Here is a 19,116-nt window from a genome sequence, read left to right on the forward strand (position 1 = left end):
TATGGAGAATCAAATTAGGGATTTTATTCATTTTTTAACCATTGAAAAAGGACTTGCTAAGAATACGCTCGTTTCTTATGAACGCGACTTAAATTCATATTGGAGCTACTTGAAAAATGTTGAAACCATTACCACCTGGAATGATTCGCGGAGGGTGAACATCTTGCATTTTCTCGTTCATTTGAAGGATCAGGGCAAATCGTCGAAAACGGTAGCGCGTCATATTGCCTCCATTCGGTCTTTTCATCAATTTCTTCTCCGAGAAAGGGTGACCGACCAGGATCCATCTTTACATATAGAAACACCAAAACCAGAGCGAAGCCTCCCAAAAGTGCTAAGCATGGAAGAAGTGGAAGCGTTATTAGAAGCCCCAAAGGTAATGGATGAATTTGGTTTGCGTGATAAGGCGATGCTTGAATTGATGTATGCGACAGGGATGCGCGTTAGTGAGTTAATATCAATGGATGTGAGTGATGTTCATGCATCGATGGGCTTTGTCCGCTGTATTGGAAAAGGAAATAAAGAAAGAATTATTCCAATAGGTCAAACGGCACTAGGTGCTATTGAACATTATTTGGATAGGGCGCGAGGGAAATTAGCTAGTCCAAAGCACCGAACAGAGTCACTTTTTTTGAATCATCATGGAAACAGGCTGACAAGACAGGGATTTTGGAAGATTTTAAAGAAACTTGTGAAAACGGCGCAAATAGAAAAAGAAATCACACCACATACTTTGCGTCATTCCTTCGCGACACATCTATTAATGAATGGGGCAGATTTGCGAGCCGTCCAAGAGATGCTAGGTCATGCGGATATATCGACGACGCAAATTTATACGCATATTACAAACGTTAGGATTAAGGATGTATATTCAAAATTCCATCCGCGAGCTTAGAAGTTTAGTAGAATGATAGAGAGGTTGTGAACTTCACTGCAAAACAGATGAAGGAGCAGCCTTTTTCGAAATTGAAAGAGAATAAACGGTCGATACCAAATTGCTGTAGTGGACATTGTGAACATCTAGTGATACTTTTTTTTTCAGAAATATATTATTTGTCTCCATCATGGTAATCGTTTACAATGTAGAGAGGTCAGACTTCTGACGTTCTCGAGGTTTTCATTTTATTGAAGAGTAACTAAACAGTATACGGGTAATATAGAGAGTATAAAAACTGATTTACTATTTTAGGAGGAATGAGCATGAAAGGGAATTCAGCGTTTAAACGTATTTTTGTAGTGGTTATGGACTCAGTAGGGATTGGTGAAGCACCGGATGCAGATTTATTCGGTGATAAAGGGTCAGATACACTCGGTCATATCGCAGAAAAAATGAATGGATTGAACATGCCGAATCTCGCAAAATTGGGTTTAGGCAATATCCGTGAAATTAAAGGGATAGATAAAGCGAAGCAACCGCTCGCATACTATACGAAAATGAAAGAAGCGTCTACAGGAAAAGATACGATGACCGGACACTGGGAAATAATGGGGTTAAATATATCTACTCCATTTCGTGTGTTCCCAAATGGTTTCCCAGAATTATTAGTCAATGACCTCGAAGCGAAAATGGGTCGTGGAATTATTGGAAATATTCCGGCTAGCGGGACGGAAATTATAGAAAGACTAGGCGAAGAACATATGAAAACTGGTGCATTAATTGTATATACATCAGCGGATTCAGTTTTACAAATTGCTGCCCATGAAGATATAGTTCCGGTAGAAGAATTATACCGAATTTGTGAAATAGTACGTGAAGTAACAATGGCTGATGAATTCAAGGTTGGACGCGTAATCGCAAGACCTTTCACAGGCCAACCAGGCAGCTTCAAAAGAACGCCTAATCGTCATGATTATGCTTTAAAACCATTTAACAGGACGGTTATGGATGAATTGAAAGATTCCGGATATGATGTTCTTGCAATCGGGAAAATATCGGATATTTTTGATGGAGAAGGGGTCACTGAATCCTTAAGGACCGTATCTAATATGGACGGAATGGATAAATTAATCCAAACCATCGAACAGGATTTCAATGGTTTAAGTTTCCTTAACCTGGTCGACTTCGATGCTTTATACGGTCACCGACGTGATCCAGAGGGTTACGGAAAGGCATTAGAAGAATTTGATGCTAGAATGCCAGAAGTACTCGATAAGTTAAAAGAGGACGATTTATTAATCATCACTGCTGATCACGGAAATGACCCGGTACATGAAGGGACCGACCATACACGTGAATATGTGCCATTATTAGTTTATTCTAAACGATTTACAGAAGCTACCGAGCTTCCGATAAGGGATACATTTGCTGATATAGGGGCGACAGTCGCTGCTAACTTTGATGTTAAAATGCCTGCTTTCGGAAAAAATATTTTGGGCGATATGAATTAAGGGGAGAGAATAAATATATGTTTAAAAAAATAGAAGCAGCTGCCTCATTTATAAAAAGTAAGATTGATGGTTCTCCAGAAATAGGATTGATTCTTGGTTCGGGACTTGGTGTATTAGCAGATGAAATTGAGAATCCAATTACGATCCCATATCACGATATCCCAGAATTTCCAGTATCAACTGTTGAGGGACATGCAGGCCAGCTTGTCATCGGTATTCTAAGCGGCAAAAAAGTTGTAGCTATGCAAGGTCGTTTTCATTTTTATGAGGGATACTCTATGGAGAAAGTCACATTCCCTGTGCGTGTAATGAAGCTTCTTGGAGTTGAGCAGTTAATTGTAACTAATGCTGCGGGAAGTGTTAATGAAAGCTTTGCACCAGGAGACTTGATGCTAATTACGGATCATATCAATTTAATGGGAGCAAACCCATTAATTGGTTCAAACGAAAAGCGTTTTGGTCCTAGGTTCCCTGATATGTCAGAAGCATATAACAAAGAGCTGCGAGCTCAAGCTAAAAAAATTGCTTCATCTCTAGGTATGGACATTAAAGAAGGTGTCTATATTGGAAATTCAGGTCCGACTTATGAAACACCCGCAGAAGTGAAAATGGCAAGGATTCTTGGCGGGGATGCAGTCGGCATGTCCACTGTTCCGGAGGTCATTGTGGCAAGACATAGCGATATGAAGGTACTCGGTATTTCATGCCTTACCAACATGGCTGCAGGCATTTTAGATCAGCCGTTGTCACATGTAGAAGTAATTGAAACGACGGAAAAAGTGAAAAGTAGTTTTCTGGAATTTGTTAAACAAATCGTTAAAGACATATAAAACAGTTCAAAATAAAATAAGCACAGCTAAATGTAGCGGTGTCTTTAAAAAAGCGGGGTATCTAATATGAGAATGGTAGATTTAATCGAGAAAAAGCGTGATGGAGAGGCTCTTTCTACGGAAGAAATTCAGTTCATTATCCAAGGGTTTACTGATGGAACCATTCCTGATTACCAGATGAGTGCTTGGTCAATGGCCGTTTATTTCAAAGGTATGAATGAGCAGGAACGTGCTGATTTAACCATGGCTATGGTTGAATCGGGCGATCAAATTGATTTAACTATGATTGAAGGAGTTAAGGTAGATAAACATTCCACTGGAGGTGTTGGTGATACGACAACTCTTGTTCTTGGACCATTAGTGGCTGCAGTTGGTGTTCCGGTAGCGAAGATGTCAGGACGCGGTCTTGGCCATACAGGCGGAACAATTGATAAATTGGAATCTGTTGCAGGTTTTCATGTGGAAATAGAAAATGACGAGTTTATACGACTTGTGAATAAAAATAAAATAGCTGTTATTGGTCAAAGTGGTAACTTAACACCAGCGGATAAAAAGTTATATGCATTGCGCGATGTAACGGCTACCGTTAACAGCATCGGGTTGATTGCTGGTTCAATTATGAGTAAAAAAATCGCTGCAGGTGCCGATGCAATTGTACTTGATGTGAAAACGGGAGCAGGCGCATTCATGAAAACTCTCGAAGACTCTGAAGAATTAGCTCATGCAATGGTGAGCATCGGGAATAATGTTGGGCGAAACACGATGGCTGTAATTTCAGATATGAGCCAGCCGCTAGGTTACGCAATCGGGAATGCTTTAGAAGTGAAAGAAGCAATCGATACGCTTAAAGGTGAAGGTCCCGAAGATTTAACGGAACTTTCCTTAACACTAGGCAGTCATATGGTGTTCCTTGCTAAAAAGGCAAGCTCGCTTGAAGAAGCTAGAACTCTGCTTGAAAACGCTATAAAAGATGGTTCTGCTCTTAACTCATTTAAGGTTTTCCTAGAAGCGCAGGGAGGCGATGGATCGGTTGTAGATCAGCCAGAAAAACTTCCGCAGGCTGCTTATACTTTTGAGCTTGAAGCAAAAGAAGATGGATATGTATCAAAAATCGTTGCCGATGAAGTTGGAACAGCGGCTATGCTTTTAGGAGCCGGACGAGCGACTAAAGAATCAGAAATTGACCTAGCAGTTGGGCTAGTACTCCGTAAAAAAATCGGAGAAGTCGTGGCAAAAGGTGAATCTCTGGTGACGATTTACAGTAATTTTGAAGATGTTTCAGAAGTAAAAGAAAAATTGTATGAAAGCATTTCTATCTCAAAAGAAAAAGTCGAAAAACCTACGCTTATCTATAAAGAGATTATGGAATAATGTAACTTCAAAAAGGTCGCTCTTTTTTTTAGAGAGTGACCTTTTTGTAACATTAGAAAAGCTTATGTTGCTTAATATAATCCCATGATTTTTAAAAAGAGGATGCCTATGCGCAGCCTCTTTTATTTTTGTGTTAATTTTCCTAATAATTATTATATTTACAAAATTTATCTTAAAATGAACTTATTTGTATAAAAATGGGTGTAATGGAAAAAATAAATCATATAAAGATTGGAGGGTATGGAGATGAAGCGGATTCTTTCTCTATTTTTAACCGTATTAATAGCTGCTGGTTTTAGCATCCCGCATACAAAAGCAGCGGAAGATAAAGGAGTCGACTTAGCGACTAATGCTAAATCTGCTATTTTAATTGAACGGGATACAGGCACCGTATTGTATGATAAAAACGCAGATGATCGTCTTTCACCGGCAAGTATGACCAAGATCATGACGATGCTGCTAATCATGGAAGCAATCGATAAAGGCGAACTTACCATGAAGGAAAAAATCAGGACAAGTGAGTATGCAGCGTCGATGGGAGGTTCTCAAATCTTCCTCGAGCCAGGCGAAGAAATGACCACGGAGCAAATGCTTAAAGGCATCTCGATTGGTTCGGCGAATGATGCATCGGTGGCAATGGCGGAACGAATTGCTGGATCGGAAGAAGAGTTCGTTAAGAAAATGAACAAAAAAGCGAAAGATCTAGGGCTAAATAACACAAAGTTTCAAAACGCGACAGGCCTTCCTGTTAAAGATCATTACAGCTCGGCTAATGATATGTCCATCATGGCAAAGGAGTTATTGAAATACGAGACAATTACAAGGTTCACGGGTACATATGAGGACTATCTCCGTGAAAATACCGAAAAGAAATTCTGGCTTGTTAACACGAATCGATTAGTGAAATTTTATCCGGGGGTAGATGGGCTAAAAACAGGATTTACAAATGAAGCGAAGTATTGCCTGACGGCTACAGCGAAAAAAGGGAATATGCGGGTCATTGCCGTCGTTTTCGGAGCAGCATCTCCGAAGGAACGAAATGCTCAGGTTACCAAAATGCTTGATTATGCATTTTCACAATACATCACATTTCCTGTATATAAACGAGGCGAGGTGATAGGAGAATCAAAGGTAAGTAAAGGTCACAAGAAAATGGTTATAGGAGTAACAAGTGAGCCTATTTCAGTTTTGACAACCAAGAATGGAACAGCAAAGGACTTCACAAAAAAAATTACTCTTAATAAAGATTTGAAAGCACCAATCAAAAAAGGCGATCAAATTGGTACGCTTGAATTGAAGAAAAACGGCAAGGTGTATGTCGAATCGCCAATTGTTGCGAAGGAAACTGTTGAAAAAGCCAGTTGGTGGCAATTGTATAAACGGGTTTTCGGCATGTTTACTCAAGTGAAATAGAATAAATTGTCGCATTACATGATAAATGTACTAATTTAGGCGAAAACCCACTAGTTTTGCTGTGAAGAAGGAATCTGCAAGTGAAAAAGAGAATTTGACTCTCTATAAGACAGTGAAGGAGGCTGTATATAGTGAGTCTTACGATTAATTTGGAGGCGAAAGATCGCGTCTTGTGCATTCGTCTCAGAGGTGATTTAGATCATCATACAGCAGAAAAATTGAAAAAACAGGCAGAGGCAGCAATTCAAAAGCATAACATCAAGCACATTATTCTCAACTTAGAAGAATTACATTTTATGGACAGTTCAGGACTAGGTGTTATTTTAGGGCGTTATAAGCAGGTAAACAAGAAACAGGGTGAAATGGTCGTCTGCGCAATTTCTCCAGCAGTAAAGCGGTTATTTGAGATGTCAGGGTTGTTTAAAATTGTTAAAATGGAACTATCCGAAAAAAACGCTTTGCAAAGACTGGGGGTTGCCTAAGATGAAAAATAAAATGGAAACGAAATTTTCTGCACTAAGCCAAAATGAATCTTTTGCCAGGGTTACAGTTGCGGCTTTTATTGCCCAGTTAGACCCGACAATGGATGAATTGACAGAGATCAAAACTGTCGTGTCAGAAGCAGTTACGAATTCGATTATTCATGGATACGAGAGTGACCCGGAAGGATGGGTCTACATTTCCGTGATTATTGAAGGTGATACTGTAGAGCTGACCATCCGTGATGAAGGGCTGGGCATTGAAGATGTCGAGGAAGCTAAACAGCCACTATTTACGACAAAACCTGAACTTGAACGTTCCGGTATGGGATTCACCATTATGGAAAACTTCATGGATGAAATCAATATTATTTCCCATAAGGGTGAAGGTACGATCATTCGATTAAAAAAGCACTTAACTACAAGCAGAGCTTTGTGCAATTAAGGGAGACTTGCATATGGATGTGGAGGTTAAAAAAGAGAAGAGCAAAAAAGGTCAGACCCATTTAAAAGATGAGGAATTACGGAATTTAATCCAACGCAGCCAGAGCGGTGACCAGGACGCAAGAAACTTGATTGTCAATAGCAATCTAAGACTTGTCTGGTCCGTAGTACAGAGATTCCTCAATCGAGGTTATGAACCGGATGATTTATACCAGATTGGCTGTATTGGACTTTTGAAGTCCGTAGATAAATTTGACTTATCGTTTGAAGTAAAATTCTCAACGTATGCTGTACCAATGATCATTGGAGAGATTCAACGTTTTATCCGTGATGATGGAACTGTAAAAGTCAGCCGTTCTTTAAAGGAAATGGCGAATAAAATTCGTAGAGCCAAAGAGGAACTTTCAAAAACGTACGGCCGTGTTCCAACTGTCAATGAATTGGCGGAGCATCTTGAGCTGTCACCAGAGGAAATAATCATGGCTCAAGAAGCTAGTCGAAGTCCTTCTTCTATCCATGAAACGGTTTATGAAAATGATGGGGACCCGATAACTCTTCTTGACCAGATTGCCGACCATAATGAAACATCTTGGTTTGACCAAATCGCTTTAAAAGAAGCCATCCATGAATTGAATGAACGTGAAAGACTAATTGTTTTCCTCAGGTATTATAAAGACCAGACGCAATCGGAAGTAGCAGCAAGACTTGGCATATCCCAAGTTCAGGTGTCACGGCTGGAAAAGAAGATTCTCCAGCAGATGAAAAACCACATGAATCAGTGATTCATGTGGTTTTTTTATTTGAGAAAAATTTGGGTTTTAGGAAAAGGTAAATATACTCTAGTCTTATTAAAAAGAAGCCCAAAGCATATGGGTATTTATGGAAATGCGGAAGTCGATGAAATTTTTTAGTTGAAATTAGAATTAAAAACGAATATTATAGTAAAGGTCGCGCTTTTCATTCGTTTTTTTACCTTTCATTCAACGAATGTGGTTAATCTAAAAAAAGTGTAGATGCAGTACAATTTTTAGGACACCTTTGACTTCGCATGCAAACGATTGTATCGGTGTTTCCTTTAGATCTGGAGGTCTAAATTATGTTTTTAGAAAAGTTTTTCTCCCTAAAAGAAAATAGGACGGATGTCCGTACTGAAGTTATGGCGGGTGTTACGACATTTTTAACTATGGTTTATATCCTTATTGTGAATCCGGCTTTATTATCCTCAATCGGAATTCCTTTTGAACAAGTCTTTATGGCAACAGTCATATCTGCAGTAATAGGTACCCTTATTATGGGGGTGGTCGCAAAATATCCAATTGCGATTGCACCGGGGATGGGCTTGAATGCTTATTTTGCTAGTGTAGTTGGTGCCCAAGGTCTTTCATATCAAACTGTATTTGGAACAGTTTTCATTGCAGGCTTGCTATTTTTATTGATAAGTGTAACGAGCTTGCGCAAAATGATAATTGATGCCATTCCGAATTCATTAAAATATGGAATCACCTCTGGAATTGGTTTATTCATCGCGTTTATCGGATTAAAAAACGCGGGAATCGTCGTACCAAATGATTCAACTATGGTGACGCTTGGCGATCTGCATCAACCTGGAACAGTTTTAGCACTTGCAGGTTTATTTATAACGTTAATTTTAATGGCACGCAATGTTAAAGGAGCAATTTTTATTGGGATGATCATTACGGCAGTCATTGGCTACTTTATCGGTCTGCTCAACTTTAACAGAGTGTTATCTGTGCCGCCAACACCGGTATTTTTCGATATTGATATTGCTGGGGTCTTTACGAACTCTCTATATTCAGTTGTTTTTGCCTTTTTACTTGTGACAATCTTTGATACGACAGGTACATTGATTGGAGTAACGGAGCAGGCAGGTTTAACGAAGGACGGGAAAATACCTCGTGCGAAAAAAGCATTTTTAGGAGATGCAATTGCAACGACAGTTGGCTCGATGTTTGGAACAAGCCCTTCCACTGCATATGTTGAATCTAGTACAGGTGTGGCCGCAGGAGGCCGTACCGGATTAACAGCCACAGTGGTAGCAATCTTGTTTGCAGTTTCTATTTTCTTTTCTCCCTTGATTTCGGCCATTTCTTCAGTTTCAGCAATCACTGCACCTGTATTGATCATCGTAGGTTGTTTTATGATGGAAGGTCTCGCTAAAGTCAATTGGAAAATGTTTGATGATGCATTTCCGGCATTTGCGATTATTTTAACGATGCCTCTTACATCAAGTATATCAACGGGGATTGCTATTGGATTCATAACCTATCCTCTTATGAAGTTATTTAGTGGAAAAGGAAAATCAGTTCATCCACTTATTTATATTTTTGGATTGATATTTTTAGTTCAACTGATTTTTTTCCCTACTCATTAAGTTAATAATGTAATCAATAAAAGACATGCTGTCATTCAGCATGTCTCAGACTGTAGACAAACTCGATGAAAATCAAGTTTGCCTACAGTTTTTTTATGGCTTGCAATTTGAACGTTGATTGGAACGTAGGGCACTCGCTTTCCGCGGGCGGTCCGGGAGCCTCCTCGGCTTGCGCCTGCGGGGTCTCCCCTAGACGCGCTTTTCCCGCAGGAGTCTCGCACCTTCCGTTCCAATCAACTTTGTTTTAGCCATTAGATATAACCGCTTTTGCCTACAGTCTTTTTTGTTTTAAAATAGGAGTATTAAAACTTGAGGTGATGACGATGCTTTCGAAACATAATTCTATTCAGCGAGATCAACTTGAAATGATTACTTTGGATCAACTGGTGCCAGCGAACCATTTGGTTCGTAAAATTGAGGCGGCCATTGACTTCACTTTCATTTATGACTTGGTGAAAGATATGTATTCAGAGATAGGGCGCCCAAGTATTGATCCAGTTATTTTAGTTAAATTGACATTCATTCAATATACCTTCGGTATTCGTTCAATGCGTAAAACGATTGAAGAAGTTGAAACAGATATGGCTTACCGTTGGTTCTTAGGCTCGATGGGCAAAGGTAACAATCAAAATGTTCATCGTAAACATAGTCATGTTTGCGGAAGAATCCTTCTTTTGTTCGAGGACGTGTATACGGTAAAGCGGGTGTTATTTTATTACCAAATAGATAGCTTGTAATCGCGGGTGTTTTATAAGCTATAATCTTGCCAAATATGGCGTGTCACTACTTTTTGATGGTCTTTACTTTCGGTACACTTTGATAAAAATGGACATGTCACACAAATGTGTTTTGGTGATTTGTACTCGCGAAAGCCCTCTTTATTCGTTGTTGAGTACTTTAAAGTCTCGCCCCATGAATTTAAAGAAGATGGCCAATTGGACATGCCAAGGTCCAAAAATGGCCTAACATAGTGGGCTCGTAGAGACCCAATTCCTTAATATTGAGCAAAATTCAAAGGGAATTTCAAAAGGGGTTCGGAATGTTTTAATTCCGAACCCCTTTTGTCTACAAACTGAGACATGCTGTCATTCAGCATGTCTTTTTTTGATTTATCTTTCACCCTCGCAATTAGTAATATTTGGACATCAGTTACTTCCTGCATTTTCACTGTGTTTCCAATCCATACTACAAACATAAGGAAATAAAAGGTCGGGATGTGATGATAATGGCAGTTGTATATATCAGGATGAGGAACCGTGTACACGTAAATGGAAATCAAACGGTGAGGATTAAAGATATTGCAAGGATAATCGGACCTGAAGAAGTGATTCAAACAATTGAAGAAACCTTTTTATTAACAGTAAAGAAGGAAGATAAGAATATTATTGTCATTGATTTGGCCCAACTTATCATGGCGATTCGTAAAGTGGATCCGCAAATTGAAGTGGAAACATTTGGGCCATCCCAGACCATCATCGAAGTCATATATTCGAAAAAGAAAATGTCTTACCTAACTTTTGCTCTAGTTTGGTTCTTATTATTTATTGGAGCTGGAATGACGATTATGAATTTCCATGTTGATGTCAGTATGGGGGAAGTTCATCAAAAAGTCTTTACGTTAATAACGGGAAAGATGGATGAAAAGCCACTATTAATACAAATACCTTATAGCTTCGGACTTGGCATAGGAATGATTTTATTTTTTAATCACTTTTTTAAAAAACGCTTTAATGAGGAACCTAGTCCGCTCGAAGTTGAAATGTTCAATTACCAGCAGGATTTAGACCGTTATGTCACCATGAATGAAAATAAGGAAAACGTGCGCCAGCTTGATGACAGGTAAAATTATCTTCGGAATCTTTGTCGGTTTAGCTGGAGGTTTTGCAACAGGTGCCGGTTTTGTAGCGTTTTTAACTGTACTTGGAGTGATTCCGAGACTGACTCAGCTGACGAAAACTATGAAAATGATTCATTACTATGAAGGAGCAATTATTGCCGGTGTTGTAGCTGGTACATGGTTCGGCTTACAAGAAACGAGATTGTTCCTGCATCACTTTTTATTAATTCCGATTGGCTTAGCAGACGGGATTTTTAATGGGATGCTGGCTGCTGCCTTGACTGAAGTTTTGAATGTTTTTCCAATTCTTTCTAAACGAATCGGAATTCAAGAGAAAATTATTTATCTATTAATGGCACTCGTTTTAGGGAAGATTGCTGGTTCTTTATTCCAATGGGTTTATTTTGTGGATTTGTAAGTTCTTAAGTACGATTCCTGATGATGAAAGAAGGGCCAAGATGGTGACCAAACGAAAAGTTATATTGATAACGGATGGAGATGAGTATGCAAAACGGGCTGTGCAGCTTGTAGCTAAGGAAATTGGAGGGCGATGCATCTCTATGTCCCAAGGTAATCCATCGCGTTATTCCGGTAATGAGCTAGTTGAATTAATAAAAAAGGCGAAGTATGATCCTGTACTGGTTATGTTTGATGATAGTGGCTTTATCGGTGAAGGATTCGGTGAACAAGCGATGAAAGTGGTTGCCGGCCATCCTGAAATAGATGTCCTTGGAGTGATTGCGGTTGCTTCAAAGACAAGGAGGGAAGAATGGACCAAGGTAGATGTTTGTATTGACCGGGATGGGAATTTAACACCAAACGGAGTTGATAAGTACGGGGCCGAAGAATTTGAACTAGGAAAGATTACAGGAGATACAGTGTATTGTATCGATGAATTAAATGTTCCAATAGTGGTCGGGATAGGGGATATCGGGAAAATGTCCCATCAAGATGATTTTAAAAAAGGAGCACCCATCACTAAGCTAGCAGTAGAAATTATATTGGAAAGGAGTGGTCAAGATGGCTTCAGAAAATCCTCAAGACATGAAACCGATTCCGAATAAGGTAGCAGAAGTAGACTCGTTCATGGAAGATAAGGTCGGTCTTGGCGTCAGCTTTGACTTAGGGGTAAGAAAAATAAAGGTCTTAAAAAAAGATGTACATCTTTACTATGTGAATGGGCTGACGGATACTGAGTTCATCATGGAAATCCTTGCCTCGCTAATCCATAACAAAAATACTGAAATCATGACGACAAAAGTGTTTGAATTAGTCAAAAACTTGCTTGTCCACCAATCTGTTGAAGAAATAAGTACGATGGATGAGCTTGTTGATCAAGTGCTGTCCGGTTTGATAGTCATCGTAGTCGATGGCAAAGCAATGGGATTGGTTGTCGATGTCAGGAGTTATCCAGGAAGGCAGCCTGAAGAGCCTGATACGGAAAAGGTGGTCCGTGGATCCAGGGATGGTTTTGTCGAAAATATCATCGTTAATACAGCGATAACCAGACGGAGAATTCGGGATGAAAGATTGCGTTTTGAAATTTTGAAGGTGGGGGAACGTTCGAAAACGGATATAGCAATCGGATACATTAAAGATATTGCCGATCCGGATTTAATAGAAGTCGTACGCAAGGAATTGAAAAATATAGAAGTTGATGGCATAACGATGGCGGATAAGACGATTGAAGAGTTTATCGTCAAGCAAGGATATAACCCGTACCCGCTCGTAAGATACACGGAGCGTGCTGATGTAGCGGCAACGCATTTACTTGAGGGGCATGTCCTTATTTATGTGGATACTTCACCGAGTGTCATCATTACCCCGTCCACTCTTTTCCATCACATGCAACACGCTGAGGAGTATCGGCAGGCACCTGCTGTTGGAACCTTGGTGCGCTGGGTACGTTTTTTAGGGATTTTTGTTTCGTTATTTATGCTGCCGATTTGGTTATTGTTTTGTTTAGAGCCGTCGCTTCTCCCCGATAAGCTTGAATTTATCGGGCCGAATAAAAAAACGCATATACCGATTGTTGTCCAAATCTTTATTTCTGATATTGGGATAGAATTTTTAAGGATGGCTGCCGTTCATACCCCTACCCCGCTTTCTACGGCAATGGGTTTGGTTGCGGCAGTTTTGATAGGACAGATAGCGATAGATGTTGGCCTATTTGTCCCGGAAGTGGTTCTCTACTCTTCCGTAGCGACAATCGGTACATTTATCACTCCAAGTTTAGAACTAGGGGTTGCGAATAAGATTTCCCGTTTAGCGCTGCTTGTGTTGGTTGCTTTATTTAAAGTGCCGGGCTTAATTATAGGTATCACACTTTATATTATTTTGCTTACCAGTTTAAAAACGTTAAATACACCGTATTTATGGCCGCTTCTCCCGTTTCAGCCGAAAGCTTTGTCTCATATAATATTTAGAAGACCTTATCCAGGTTCTATAGAACGTCCGAGTATTGTACATCCCCAGGACGTATATAGGCAGCCTAGAAAATCTAAAGGTTGATGTTGTCGAAAAGTTGTGGTAATTTAATTTTATTCGGAAAAAGCAGTAAAGTTAAGGCTTCACAAAGAGAAAGAGAGCTCTTTTGTCTCTTTGAAGTTAAACCAATCTGGCTTTCCCTTCGAACTACTTAGCAGTTTGTTTGATTAATGAGGATAGAAAACATTTTTATTCGGGATAATCGATTAATTTGAATGAGGCTTTTTCAAAGAGGGAGAACCTTTTTCGCTTGCATAAGTGGGAACTCTCTTTGAGGCTGCCTCATTTATTATTAATCGTTAGTTTTAAGTCAGGAAGGTGAGGCTATCATGCATTTGTACGGAACCGGTCGTGTCAATGATCGTGGACATCTTGAGATTGGTGGAGTGGACACAATCGAATTGATTGAACAATTTGGAACGCCATTATATGTTTATGATGTAGAGTTAATTCGCGAGCGTGCTAGAGGATTCAAGCGAACATTTGAGGAATTGGGAATTTCTGCTCAAGTCGCCTATGCGAGTAAAGCTTTTTCTGCGATTGCAATGATCCAGTTGGCCGATCAAGAGGGCCTATCACTCGATGTTGTCTCAGCGGGAGAATTGTATACAGCAATTAAAGCAAATTTTCCAACTGAACGTATTCATTTTCATGGAAACAACAAAAGTGAAGAAGAGCTACATATGGCTTTGGATTATAAAATCGGCTGTATTGTAGTCGATAATTTTTCAGAGCTGACATTATTAGAAGAGATTTGTACACAGCGAGAACAAAAAGTAAAAATCCTTCTTCGTGTGACTCCAGGTATTGAAGCCCATACGCATGATTATATTTTAACAGGGCAGGAAGATTCGAAATTTGGCTTTGATCTTATTAACGGGCAGGCTGAAGAGGCCCTTAGACAAGCACTACAAAGCGAATGGCTAGAAGTACTAGGACTGCACTGCCATATTGGTTCGCAGATCTTTCAAACGACTGGCTTCCTTCTTGCCGCACAAAAAATTATCGGCAAGCTCAAAAATTGGCATAAAACATTTGATTTCCAGCCAAAGGTATTGAATCTTGGAGGCGGATTTGGAATCAGATATACCGAAGAGGACGACCCGCTTCCAGCTTCTCAATATGTAGAAGAAATCGTTAGGGAAGTGCAGAACCTGGTTGCTGATTCTGATTTGGAGATGCCGGAAATTTGGATTGAGCCTGGCCGTTCATTAGTCGGCGACGCTGGTGTTACTTTATATAAAGTTGGTGCTGAAAAGGAAGTACCTAATGTTCGTAAATATATAGCCGTTGATGGTGGTATGAGTGATAATATTCGCCCAGCTCTATATGAGGCTAAGTATGATGCAATTCTTGCCAATCGGCCGCTTGATCTAGTAGAAGAAACAGTGTCCATTGCTGGGAAATGCTGTGAAAGCGGAGATATGTTGATTTGGGATTTACCTTTGCCAAGAGCTGGACGAGGGGATGTATTGGCAGTCTTTTGTACAGGGGCATATGGATATTCCATGTCCAATAATTACAATCGGATTCCTAGGCCAGCTGTCGTCTTCGTCGAAGATAGGGAAGCTCGTTTAGTCATTAAACGCGAAACCTTCGAAGATCTTATCCATTTGGATTTGGCACTTCATGAAGCAGCCGTTATGAATAAGGATTAAGAAAAGAGGATGGCATAGGCCATCCTCCCAGACTGTAGACAAACTCGATAATAATTGAGTTTGTCTACAGTTTTTTTAGGTTTTTAAAATTTGACCGTTGATTGGAACGTAGGGCACTCGCTTTCCGCGGGCGGTCCGGGAGCCTCCTCGGCGCCATTGCGCCTGCGGGGTCTCCCTTGGACACGCTTTTCCCGCAGGAGTCTCGTACCTTCCGTTCCAATCAACTTTGTTTTAACATTTAGATAGAGCTCCTTTTTCCTACAGTCTTTTTTGTTTTAAAATAGAAGTATTAAAACTTGAGGTGATAAGGATGCTTTCTAAACATGATTCTTTTCAGCGAGATCAACTTGAAATGATTACTTTGGATCAACTGGTGACAGCGAACCATTTGGTTCGTAATATGGAGGCAGCCATTGACTTCACTTTCATTTCACGCGGCCGCAGATGCAGCTGATAAAACACCAGCCATTACAAGCTATCTATTCGAAAAAGAAATTACACCGGCTTTACCATATACACGTCCTCGCACAAAAGAAGGATTCTTTCGCAAACATGCCTATATTTACGATGAACATTTTGATTGTTACCTTTGCCCTTCGGCGAGACTTTAAAGTACTCAACAACAAATAAAGAGGGCTATCGCGAGTACAAATCGCCAAAAAACATTTGTGCAACATGCCCATCTTTATCACGGTGTACAGGAAGCAAAGTCCACCAAGAAGTGGTGACACGGCATTTCTGGCAAGCATATGTGGAAGAAGCAGATCATCTGCGTACTCATCAAGATGTATGCGAAACGTAAAGAAACGATTGGGCGTGTATTCGCAGATGCAAAAGAAAAGCATGGTATGCGTTGGACTACTTTAAGGGGACTTAAAAAATTTTCGATGCAGGCGATGCTTACTTTCGCTGCCATTAATTTAAAGAAGATGGCCAATTGGACATGGCAAGGGCCAAAATTCAAAGGGAATTTCAAAAGGGGTTCGGAATTTTTTAATTCCGAACCCCTTTTGTCTACAAACTGAGAGGATGGCATAGGCCATCCTCCTTTTTATCTAAATCAGTTAAAAAATGATTTGATTGCGTCTATTAAACTATTGAAAACTTCTTTCAATTTATCTAAAAATGATTGTCCTTCTTCAGATCCAAGGAAATTGGACAGCTTATCTTTTGCCGCTGTCAGCTGATCACCAACAGCGTTCCAATCAATATCCAATTCTTTTAGCTTATTAAATAAATCAATCAAACTTTGGGTTTGATCTTCATTTAATACAATTCCCAGTTCATTTGCAGACGATTCGACAACCTTGCGGACTTCTTCAGTCGTAGTCGGTGGATTTTCAGCCATTTCTCCTTTAATTTTTGTTACGAGTGCAGAGGCTTCCTCTGTACCGATTTCATCACCCAATTTAGCTGTCTTCACCATTTCTTCATTTGCTGCTTGTTTCACATCCTCCGGAATTGTTTTATCGGAAGAAATCTCATACGCTTTAATGACTCCTGTTAAAGCGGCTGTACCTGAAACTGGTATCGGTGCAGTGACATAGACGGTAGCATCTTTTACCCCAGCAGTCGCCAGAGCATTGATATACATTTCATCAGTAACCCAATTAATGTTTTTCGACTCCAATTTAATGCCAGTACCTTTTTCCTCTAAAGTAATAGCAGAGGATGAAATCGCTTTTGTGCCGATTAGTCGGCTAGCAATATACCCTCCTAAATATTCATGTTCTTCTGCATTGGTAACCGTTAAAACCTCAACATCATCAGGAGCTTTCATTTCTGACAATAACATACTTTTTTGTTCTTTTGTCAAATTTTCCCCAAGTGTGACAATCATTTCACCAACAGCTGCGTCCGCAAATGCTTTGTATGGTAATAATAGGCATAATAAAATAGTCACAATGACCCATTTTTTCATTTTTTTCATAGTTATCCTCCTTAACATTTCCTGCTGAATTGAAACCTTTTATTTAAAGAGCACCGCTTTAAATAAAAGATTCATAGTATTGGACGAATCAAAAGGTAAAAAAGATACAGTTTTATCAAAAAATATTTATTTCGTCCAAAATAGCTAATGTTCTTATTAAGGACGAAAAGTGATTGTATCCTTGTCTAATATACCTGTGAGACACGCTATGAATCCAAAGTTTACTTTATCAAAGTAGTAAAACCAATGCAAGATTGCAAGGGGTATTTGTCAGATTGTGCTAAGTTATAGTAAAATGAATTCGTTGTTTAAATATTAGACCATTGAATAAAGGGAGTATGGGATGAGGAAAAGTAATAAAACTCTTTTACTTATGATGCTTGTTATCGCTTTGATGTGGGGAATCATATATTGGCTGTTCATCGCGTAGCACATAGGAGATCTTTAAATCAAGTGCTGAAAGTGATGTTGAAACGAAAGAAGATTTTATGTATGATGGAAATGTTATAAGTGGGGATTATTATTCAAAGCAAATTAATTAGAAACAGGTAGATAATAAAAACGTTATTTAGTAACGAGGGATATTATGTTGATTAAGTATAAGAAAAGTTATGAGAAGTTTGCCATGGGATTATTATCTTTCATGCCAAATGAAAAAGAGATAAAAGTGCTTCGGAATACGATGAAGGATTACGAAACAGATGGAAATCTACAGTTGTTCTTATGGAAAGAAGAAGAGATTACAGGCTTGATCGGAATAGAAGTCTCTCCAAATCACATTGAGATTCAACATATATCTGTAAATCCATCTTTTCGAAAGCAAGGTATCGGTAAAGCAATGGTCAGGGCGCTAAAGGAGCAATATCCTGACAAAGAATTCAAAGCAAATGAATATACGGAAAGCTTCCTTGACAAATGTGAAGAAGCTTAAACCATGAGAGCAAGAATAGAGGACCACTCTTAAGAGTGGTCCTCTATTCTTGCTCTTCGGAGGGATAGTTGTCGAGCCCTTTCTGAAATAACATCTGAACGGTCACGTTTTAGATGCTTGTCTATTAATGATAAATTACCCATGTCGCTATCTGTGCACCATTTGTATCCTTCCTGGCTGCATATTGCTTGGCATTGTACAATCAAATCTTGATCCGTTATCGGAAGGTTGATGCTTTCATATGGTTTTTTAGACAACATACGTGTATGGGTGTTCTGAAGCAAATTGAGCAGTTCTTCGGGATTGATGCCTAACTGTTGCAGCTCTACTTTTTTCGAACGGAGATTGGCGATAGCTTTAGCAAGGGTCCTTGTAGCACCTTGTTTGTTGCCTCTACGGTCGTGATATAGGGCAACTGCAATTTGAATCAGCCCGACCCAATGCGAGTAACGCTCTTTTGGTTCAGTATCCTTCCAGTATTCTTCAAGAATTTCGTGACATTCAAAATAATCCCTAGTGCCATGAAAATGGACAAGGAAAGACAGGTAGTCTTCCGGGTAATTCAATCTGAGCACCCCTTTTGTTTGATGGGTTCATTTAAGGTAGAAAAGCCATTTTAACCAGCTTTACACCGTGCGTGTATACTCTCTTTAGTTTATCACAGAAGATTACCCTGGAAAATAAGGAAAGCTGATTGCTATGCAATCAGCTTGATTCATCAGTCTTCAATTAGCACCAAGAAGCACCGACAATAATTAACAAAATGAACAATACTACAATAAACGCAAATCCGCCGCCGTGCCCAAAGCCACCGCTACCCATAATAAGTTCCTCCTTTGTTCTGCTATTCTTACATTCCTAGGTTATGTTGGTTTTACAAATGTGATTGGGCAGTGACCCAATTAACAAAAATCCCTTTTAAGAACTTTTCTAAGTGCCGCAAATTATTATTATTG

Annotated in this window: 19 protein-coding genes and 4 pseudogenes; 18 read left to right on the forward strand and 5 right to left on the reverse strand. The window is 39.5% G+C overall.

Annotated features, from left to right (window positions below; translation table 11 throughout):
- Position 1: 1 nt before the first annotated feature.
- The 10 genes and pseudogenes from xerD to ACQKMR_RS05455 form a co-directional block, all read left to right on the forward strand.
- Positions 2-895 (forward strand): site-specific tyrosine recombinase XerD, encoded by an 894-nt coding sequence (gene xerD / locus ACQKMR_RS05410; protein ID WP_427696371.1) that lies wholly within the window; start codon positions 2-4, stop codon positions 893-895.
- Between the two features lie 305 nt (positions 896-1,200).
- Complete coding sequence (deoB, locus tag ACQKMR_RS05415; protein WP_427696372.1) at positions 1,201-2,388, forward strand: phosphopentomutase; 1,188 nt, start codon at positions 1,201-1,203, stop codon at positions 2,386-2,388.
- Positions 2,389-2,405: 17 nt separating this feature from the next.
- Positions 2,406-3,218: a purine-nucleoside phosphorylase gene (locus ACQKMR_RS05420; protein ID WP_427696373.1), complete on the forward strand. Its 813-nt coding sequence runs from the start codon at positions 2,406-2,408 to the stop codon at positions 3,216-3,218.
- A 66-nt stretch (positions 3,219-3,284) separates the two neighbouring features.
- Entirely contained in the window at positions 3,285-4,589 is a 1,305-nt protein-coding gene (locus tag ACQKMR_RS05425; RefSeq protein WP_427696374.1) for a pyrimidine-nucleoside phosphorylase, read from the forward strand.
- A gap of 246 nt (positions 4,590-4,835) precedes the next feature.
- On the forward strand, positions 4,836-6,002 hold the full coding sequence (locus ACQKMR_RS05430) for a D-alanyl-D-alanine carboxypeptidase family protein (RefSeq protein ID WP_427696375.1): 1,167 nt from the start codon (positions 4,836-4,838) through the stop codon (positions 6,000-6,002).
- A 131-nt stretch (positions 6,003-6,133) separates the two neighbouring features.
- Positions 6,134-6,484 (forward strand): anti-sigma F factor antagonist, encoded by a 351-nt coding sequence (gene spoIIAA, locus ACQKMR_RS05435; protein WP_427696376.1) that lies wholly within the window; start codon positions 6,134-6,136, stop codon positions 6,482-6,484.
- A 1-nt stretch (position 6,485) separates the two neighbouring features.
- Positions 6,486-6,926: an anti-sigma F factor gene (gene spoIIAB / locus ACQKMR_RS05440; RefSeq protein WP_053346844.1), complete on the forward strand. Its 441-nt coding sequence runs from the start codon at positions 6,486-6,488 to the stop codon at positions 6,924-6,926.
- Between the two features lie 13 nt (positions 6,927-6,939).
- Positions 6,940-7,707, forward strand: a complete 768-nt coding sequence (gene sigF, locus ACQKMR_RS05445; protein WP_427696377.1) for an RNA polymerase sporulation sigma factor SigF — start codon at positions 6,940-6,942, stop codon at positions 7,705-7,707.
- 314 nt (positions 7,708-8,021) lie between these two features.
- A complete protein-coding gene (locus ACQKMR_RS05450; RefSeq protein ID WP_427696378.1) occupies positions 8,022-9,317 on the forward strand; it encodes an NCS2 family permease in 1,296 nt (431 codons plus the stop codon).
- A 323-nt stretch (positions 9,318-9,640) separates the two neighbouring features.
- Positions 9,641-9,922, forward strand: a pseudogene (locus ACQKMR_RS05455) (transposase); the annotation flags it as partial.
- Between the two features lie 4 nt (positions 9,923-9,926).
- Here the strand turns inward: ACQKMR_RS05455 and ACQKMR_RS05460 are convergent.
- Together ACQKMR_RS05460 and ACQKMR_RS05465 are read right to left on the reverse strand one after the other, a co-directional pair.
- A pseudogene (locus ACQKMR_RS05460) lies at positions 9,927-10,073 on the reverse strand (IS5/IS1182 family transposase); the annotation flags it as partial.
- Between the two features lie 4 nt (positions 10,074-10,077).
- A pseudogene (locus ACQKMR_RS05465) lies at positions 10,078-10,218 on the reverse strand (IS5/IS1182 family transposase); the annotation flags it as partial.
- A 321-nt stretch (positions 10,219-10,539) separates the two neighbouring features.
- On the opposite strand from ACQKMR_RS05465, the gene ACQKMR_RS05470 reads away from it, so the two are divergent.
- The 7 genes and pseudogenes from ACQKMR_RS05470 to ACQKMR_RS05500 form a co-directional block, all read left to right on the forward strand.
- Positions 10,540-11,160, forward strand: coding sequence for a stage V sporulation protein AA (locus ACQKMR_RS05470; RefSeq protein ID WP_427696585.1), 621 nt, complete (start codon positions 10,540-10,542; stop codon positions 11,158-11,160).
- Entirely contained in the window at positions 11,150-11,572 is a 423-nt protein-coding gene (locus ACQKMR_RS05475; RefSeq protein WP_427696379.1) for a stage V sporulation protein AB, read from the forward strand. Before ACQKMR_RS05470 ends, ACQKMR_RS05475 begins: the two co-directional genes overlap by 11 nt.
- Before the next feature lie 40 nt (positions 11,573-11,612).
- A complete protein-coding gene (locus ACQKMR_RS05480) occupies positions 11,613-12,218 on the forward strand; it encodes a stage V sporulation protein AE (RefSeq protein WP_427696380.1) in 606 nt (201 codons plus the stop codon).
- Positions 12,199-13,665 (forward strand): spore germination protein, encoded by a 1,467-nt coding sequence (locus ACQKMR_RS05485; RefSeq protein WP_427696586.1) that lies wholly within the window; start codon positions 12,199-12,201, stop codon positions 13,663-13,665. The genes ACQKMR_RS05480 and ACQKMR_RS05485 overlap by 20 nt, the downstream gene beginning before the upstream one ends.
- Positions 13,666-13,970: 305 nt before the next feature.
- On the forward strand, positions 13,971-15,299 hold the full coding sequence (lysA, locus tag ACQKMR_RS05490; protein WP_427696381.1) for a diaminopimelate decarboxylase: 1,329 nt from the start codon (positions 13,971-13,973) through the stop codon (positions 15,297-15,299).
- A 310-nt stretch (positions 15,300-15,609) separates the two neighbouring features.
- Positions 15,610-15,753, forward strand: a complete 144-nt coding sequence (locus ACQKMR_RS05495) for a hypothetical protein (protein WP_427696382.1) — start codon at positions 15,610-15,612, stop codon at positions 15,751-15,753.
- A pseudogene (locus ACQKMR_RS05500) lies at positions 15,737-16,324 on the forward strand (transposase); the annotation flags it as partial. The gene ACQKMR_RS05495 and the pseudogene ACQKMR_RS05500, both read left to right, overlap by 17 nt.
- 35 nt (positions 16,325-16,359) lie before the next feature.
- Here the strand turns inward: ACQKMR_RS05500 and ACQKMR_RS05505 are convergent.
- Entirely contained in the window at positions 16,360-17,229 is an 870-nt protein-coding gene (locus ACQKMR_RS05505; RefSeq protein ID WP_427696383.1) for a DUF1002 domain-containing protein, read from the reverse strand.
- A gap of 586 nt (positions 17,230-17,815) precedes the next feature.
- Here ACQKMR_RS05505 and ACQKMR_RS05510 point away from each other — a divergent pair.
- Positions 17,816-18,160 carry a GNAT family N-acetyltransferase gene (locus ACQKMR_RS05510; protein ID WP_427696384.1) on the forward strand — a complete coding sequence of 115 codons (345 nt, stop codon included), beginning with the start codon at positions 17,816-17,818 and terminating at the stop codon, positions 18,158-18,160.
- Positions 18,161-18,189: 29 nt separating this feature from the next.
- Here the strand turns inward: ACQKMR_RS05510 and ACQKMR_RS05515 are convergent, their stop codons facing one another.
- Together ACQKMR_RS05515 and ACQKMR_RS05520 are read right to left on the reverse strand one after the other, a co-directional pair.
- Positions 18,190-18,726, reverse strand: coding sequence for a DUF309 domain-containing protein (locus ACQKMR_RS05515; protein WP_427696385.1), 537 nt, complete (start codon positions 18,724-18,726; stop codon positions 18,190-18,192).
- Positions 18,727-18,889: 163 nt separating this feature from the next.
- Positions 18,890-18,982, reverse strand: a complete 93-nt coding sequence (locus ACQKMR_RS05520; RefSeq protein WP_082527555.1) for a YjcZ family sporulation protein — start codon at positions 18,980-18,982, stop codon at positions 18,890-18,892.
- Between the last annotated feature and the right edge of the window lie 134 nt (positions 18,983-19,116).

Origin of the sequence: Peribacillus sp. NPDC096540, assembly GCF_050278525.1 — a bacterium.
Taxonomy (GTDB): domain Bacteria; phylum Bacillota; class Bacilli; order Bacillales; family DSM-1321; genus Peribacillus.

Excerpts from the sequence above, each read along its gene's own strand:
- ACQKMR_RS05450 (WP_427696378.1), top strand. The coding sequence starts at position 8,022 with ATGTTTTTAGAAAAGTTTTTCTCCCTAAAAGAAAATAGGACGGATGTC.
- lysA (WP_427696381.1), top strand. The coding sequence starts at position 13,971 with ATGCATTTGTACGGAACCGGTCGTGTCAATGATCGTGGACATCTTGAG.
- ACQKMR_RS05475 (WP_427696379.1), top strand. The coding sequence starts at position 11,150 with ATGACAGGTAAAATTATCTTCGGAATCTTTGTCGGTTTAGCTGGAGGT.
- xerD (WP_427696371.1), top strand. The coding sequence starts at position 2 with ATGGAGAATCAAATTAGGGATTTTATTCATTTTTTAACCATTGAAAAA.
- ACQKMR_RS05520 (WP_082527555.1), bottom strand. The coding sequence starts at position 18,982 with ATGGGTAGCGGTGGCTTTGGGCACGGCGGCGGATTTGCGTTTATTGTA.
- ACQKMR_RS05480 (WP_427696380.1), top strand. The coding sequence starts at position 11,613 with ATGGTGACCAAACGAAAAGTTATATTGATAACGGATGGAGATGAGTAT.
- ACQKMR_RS05420 (WP_427696373.1), top strand. The coding sequence starts at position 2,406 with ATGTTTAAAAAAATAGAAGCAGCTGCCTCATTTATAAAAAGTAAGATT.
- ACQKMR_RS05485 (WP_427696586.1), top strand. The coding sequence starts at position 12,199 with ATGAAACCGATTCCGAATAAGGTAGCAGAAGTAGACTCGTTCATGGAA.
- sigF (WP_427696377.1), top strand. The coding sequence starts at position 6,940 with ATGGATGTGGAGGTTAAAAAAGAGAAGAGCAAAAAAGGTCAGACCCAT.
- ACQKMR_RS05510 (WP_427696384.1), top strand. The coding sequence starts at position 17,816 with ATGTTGATTAAGTATAAGAAAAGTTATGAGAAGTTTGCCATGGGATTA.
- ACQKMR_RS05430 (WP_427696375.1), top strand. The coding sequence starts at position 4,836 with ATGAAGCGGATTCTTTCTCTATTTTTAACCGTATTAATAGCTGCTGGT.
- ACQKMR_RS05425 (WP_427696374.1), top strand. The coding sequence starts at position 3,285 with ATGAGAATGGTAGATTTAATCGAGAAAAAGCGTGATGGAGAGGCTCTT.
- ACQKMR_RS05505 (WP_427696383.1), bottom strand. The coding sequence starts at position 17,229 with ATGAAAAAAATGAAAAAATGGGTCATTGTGACTATTTTATTATGCCTA.
- deoB (WP_427696372.1), top strand. The coding sequence starts at position 1,201 with ATGAAAGGGAATTCAGCGTTTAAACGTATTTTTGTAGTGGTTATGGAC.
- ACQKMR_RS05495 (WP_427696382.1), top strand. The coding sequence starts at position 15,610 with ATGCTTTCTAAACATGATTCTTTTCAGCGAGATCAACTTGAAATGATT.
- spoIIAB (WP_053346844.1), top strand. The coding sequence starts at position 6,486 with ATGAAAAATAAAATGGAAACGAAATTTTCTGCACTAAGCCAAAATGAA.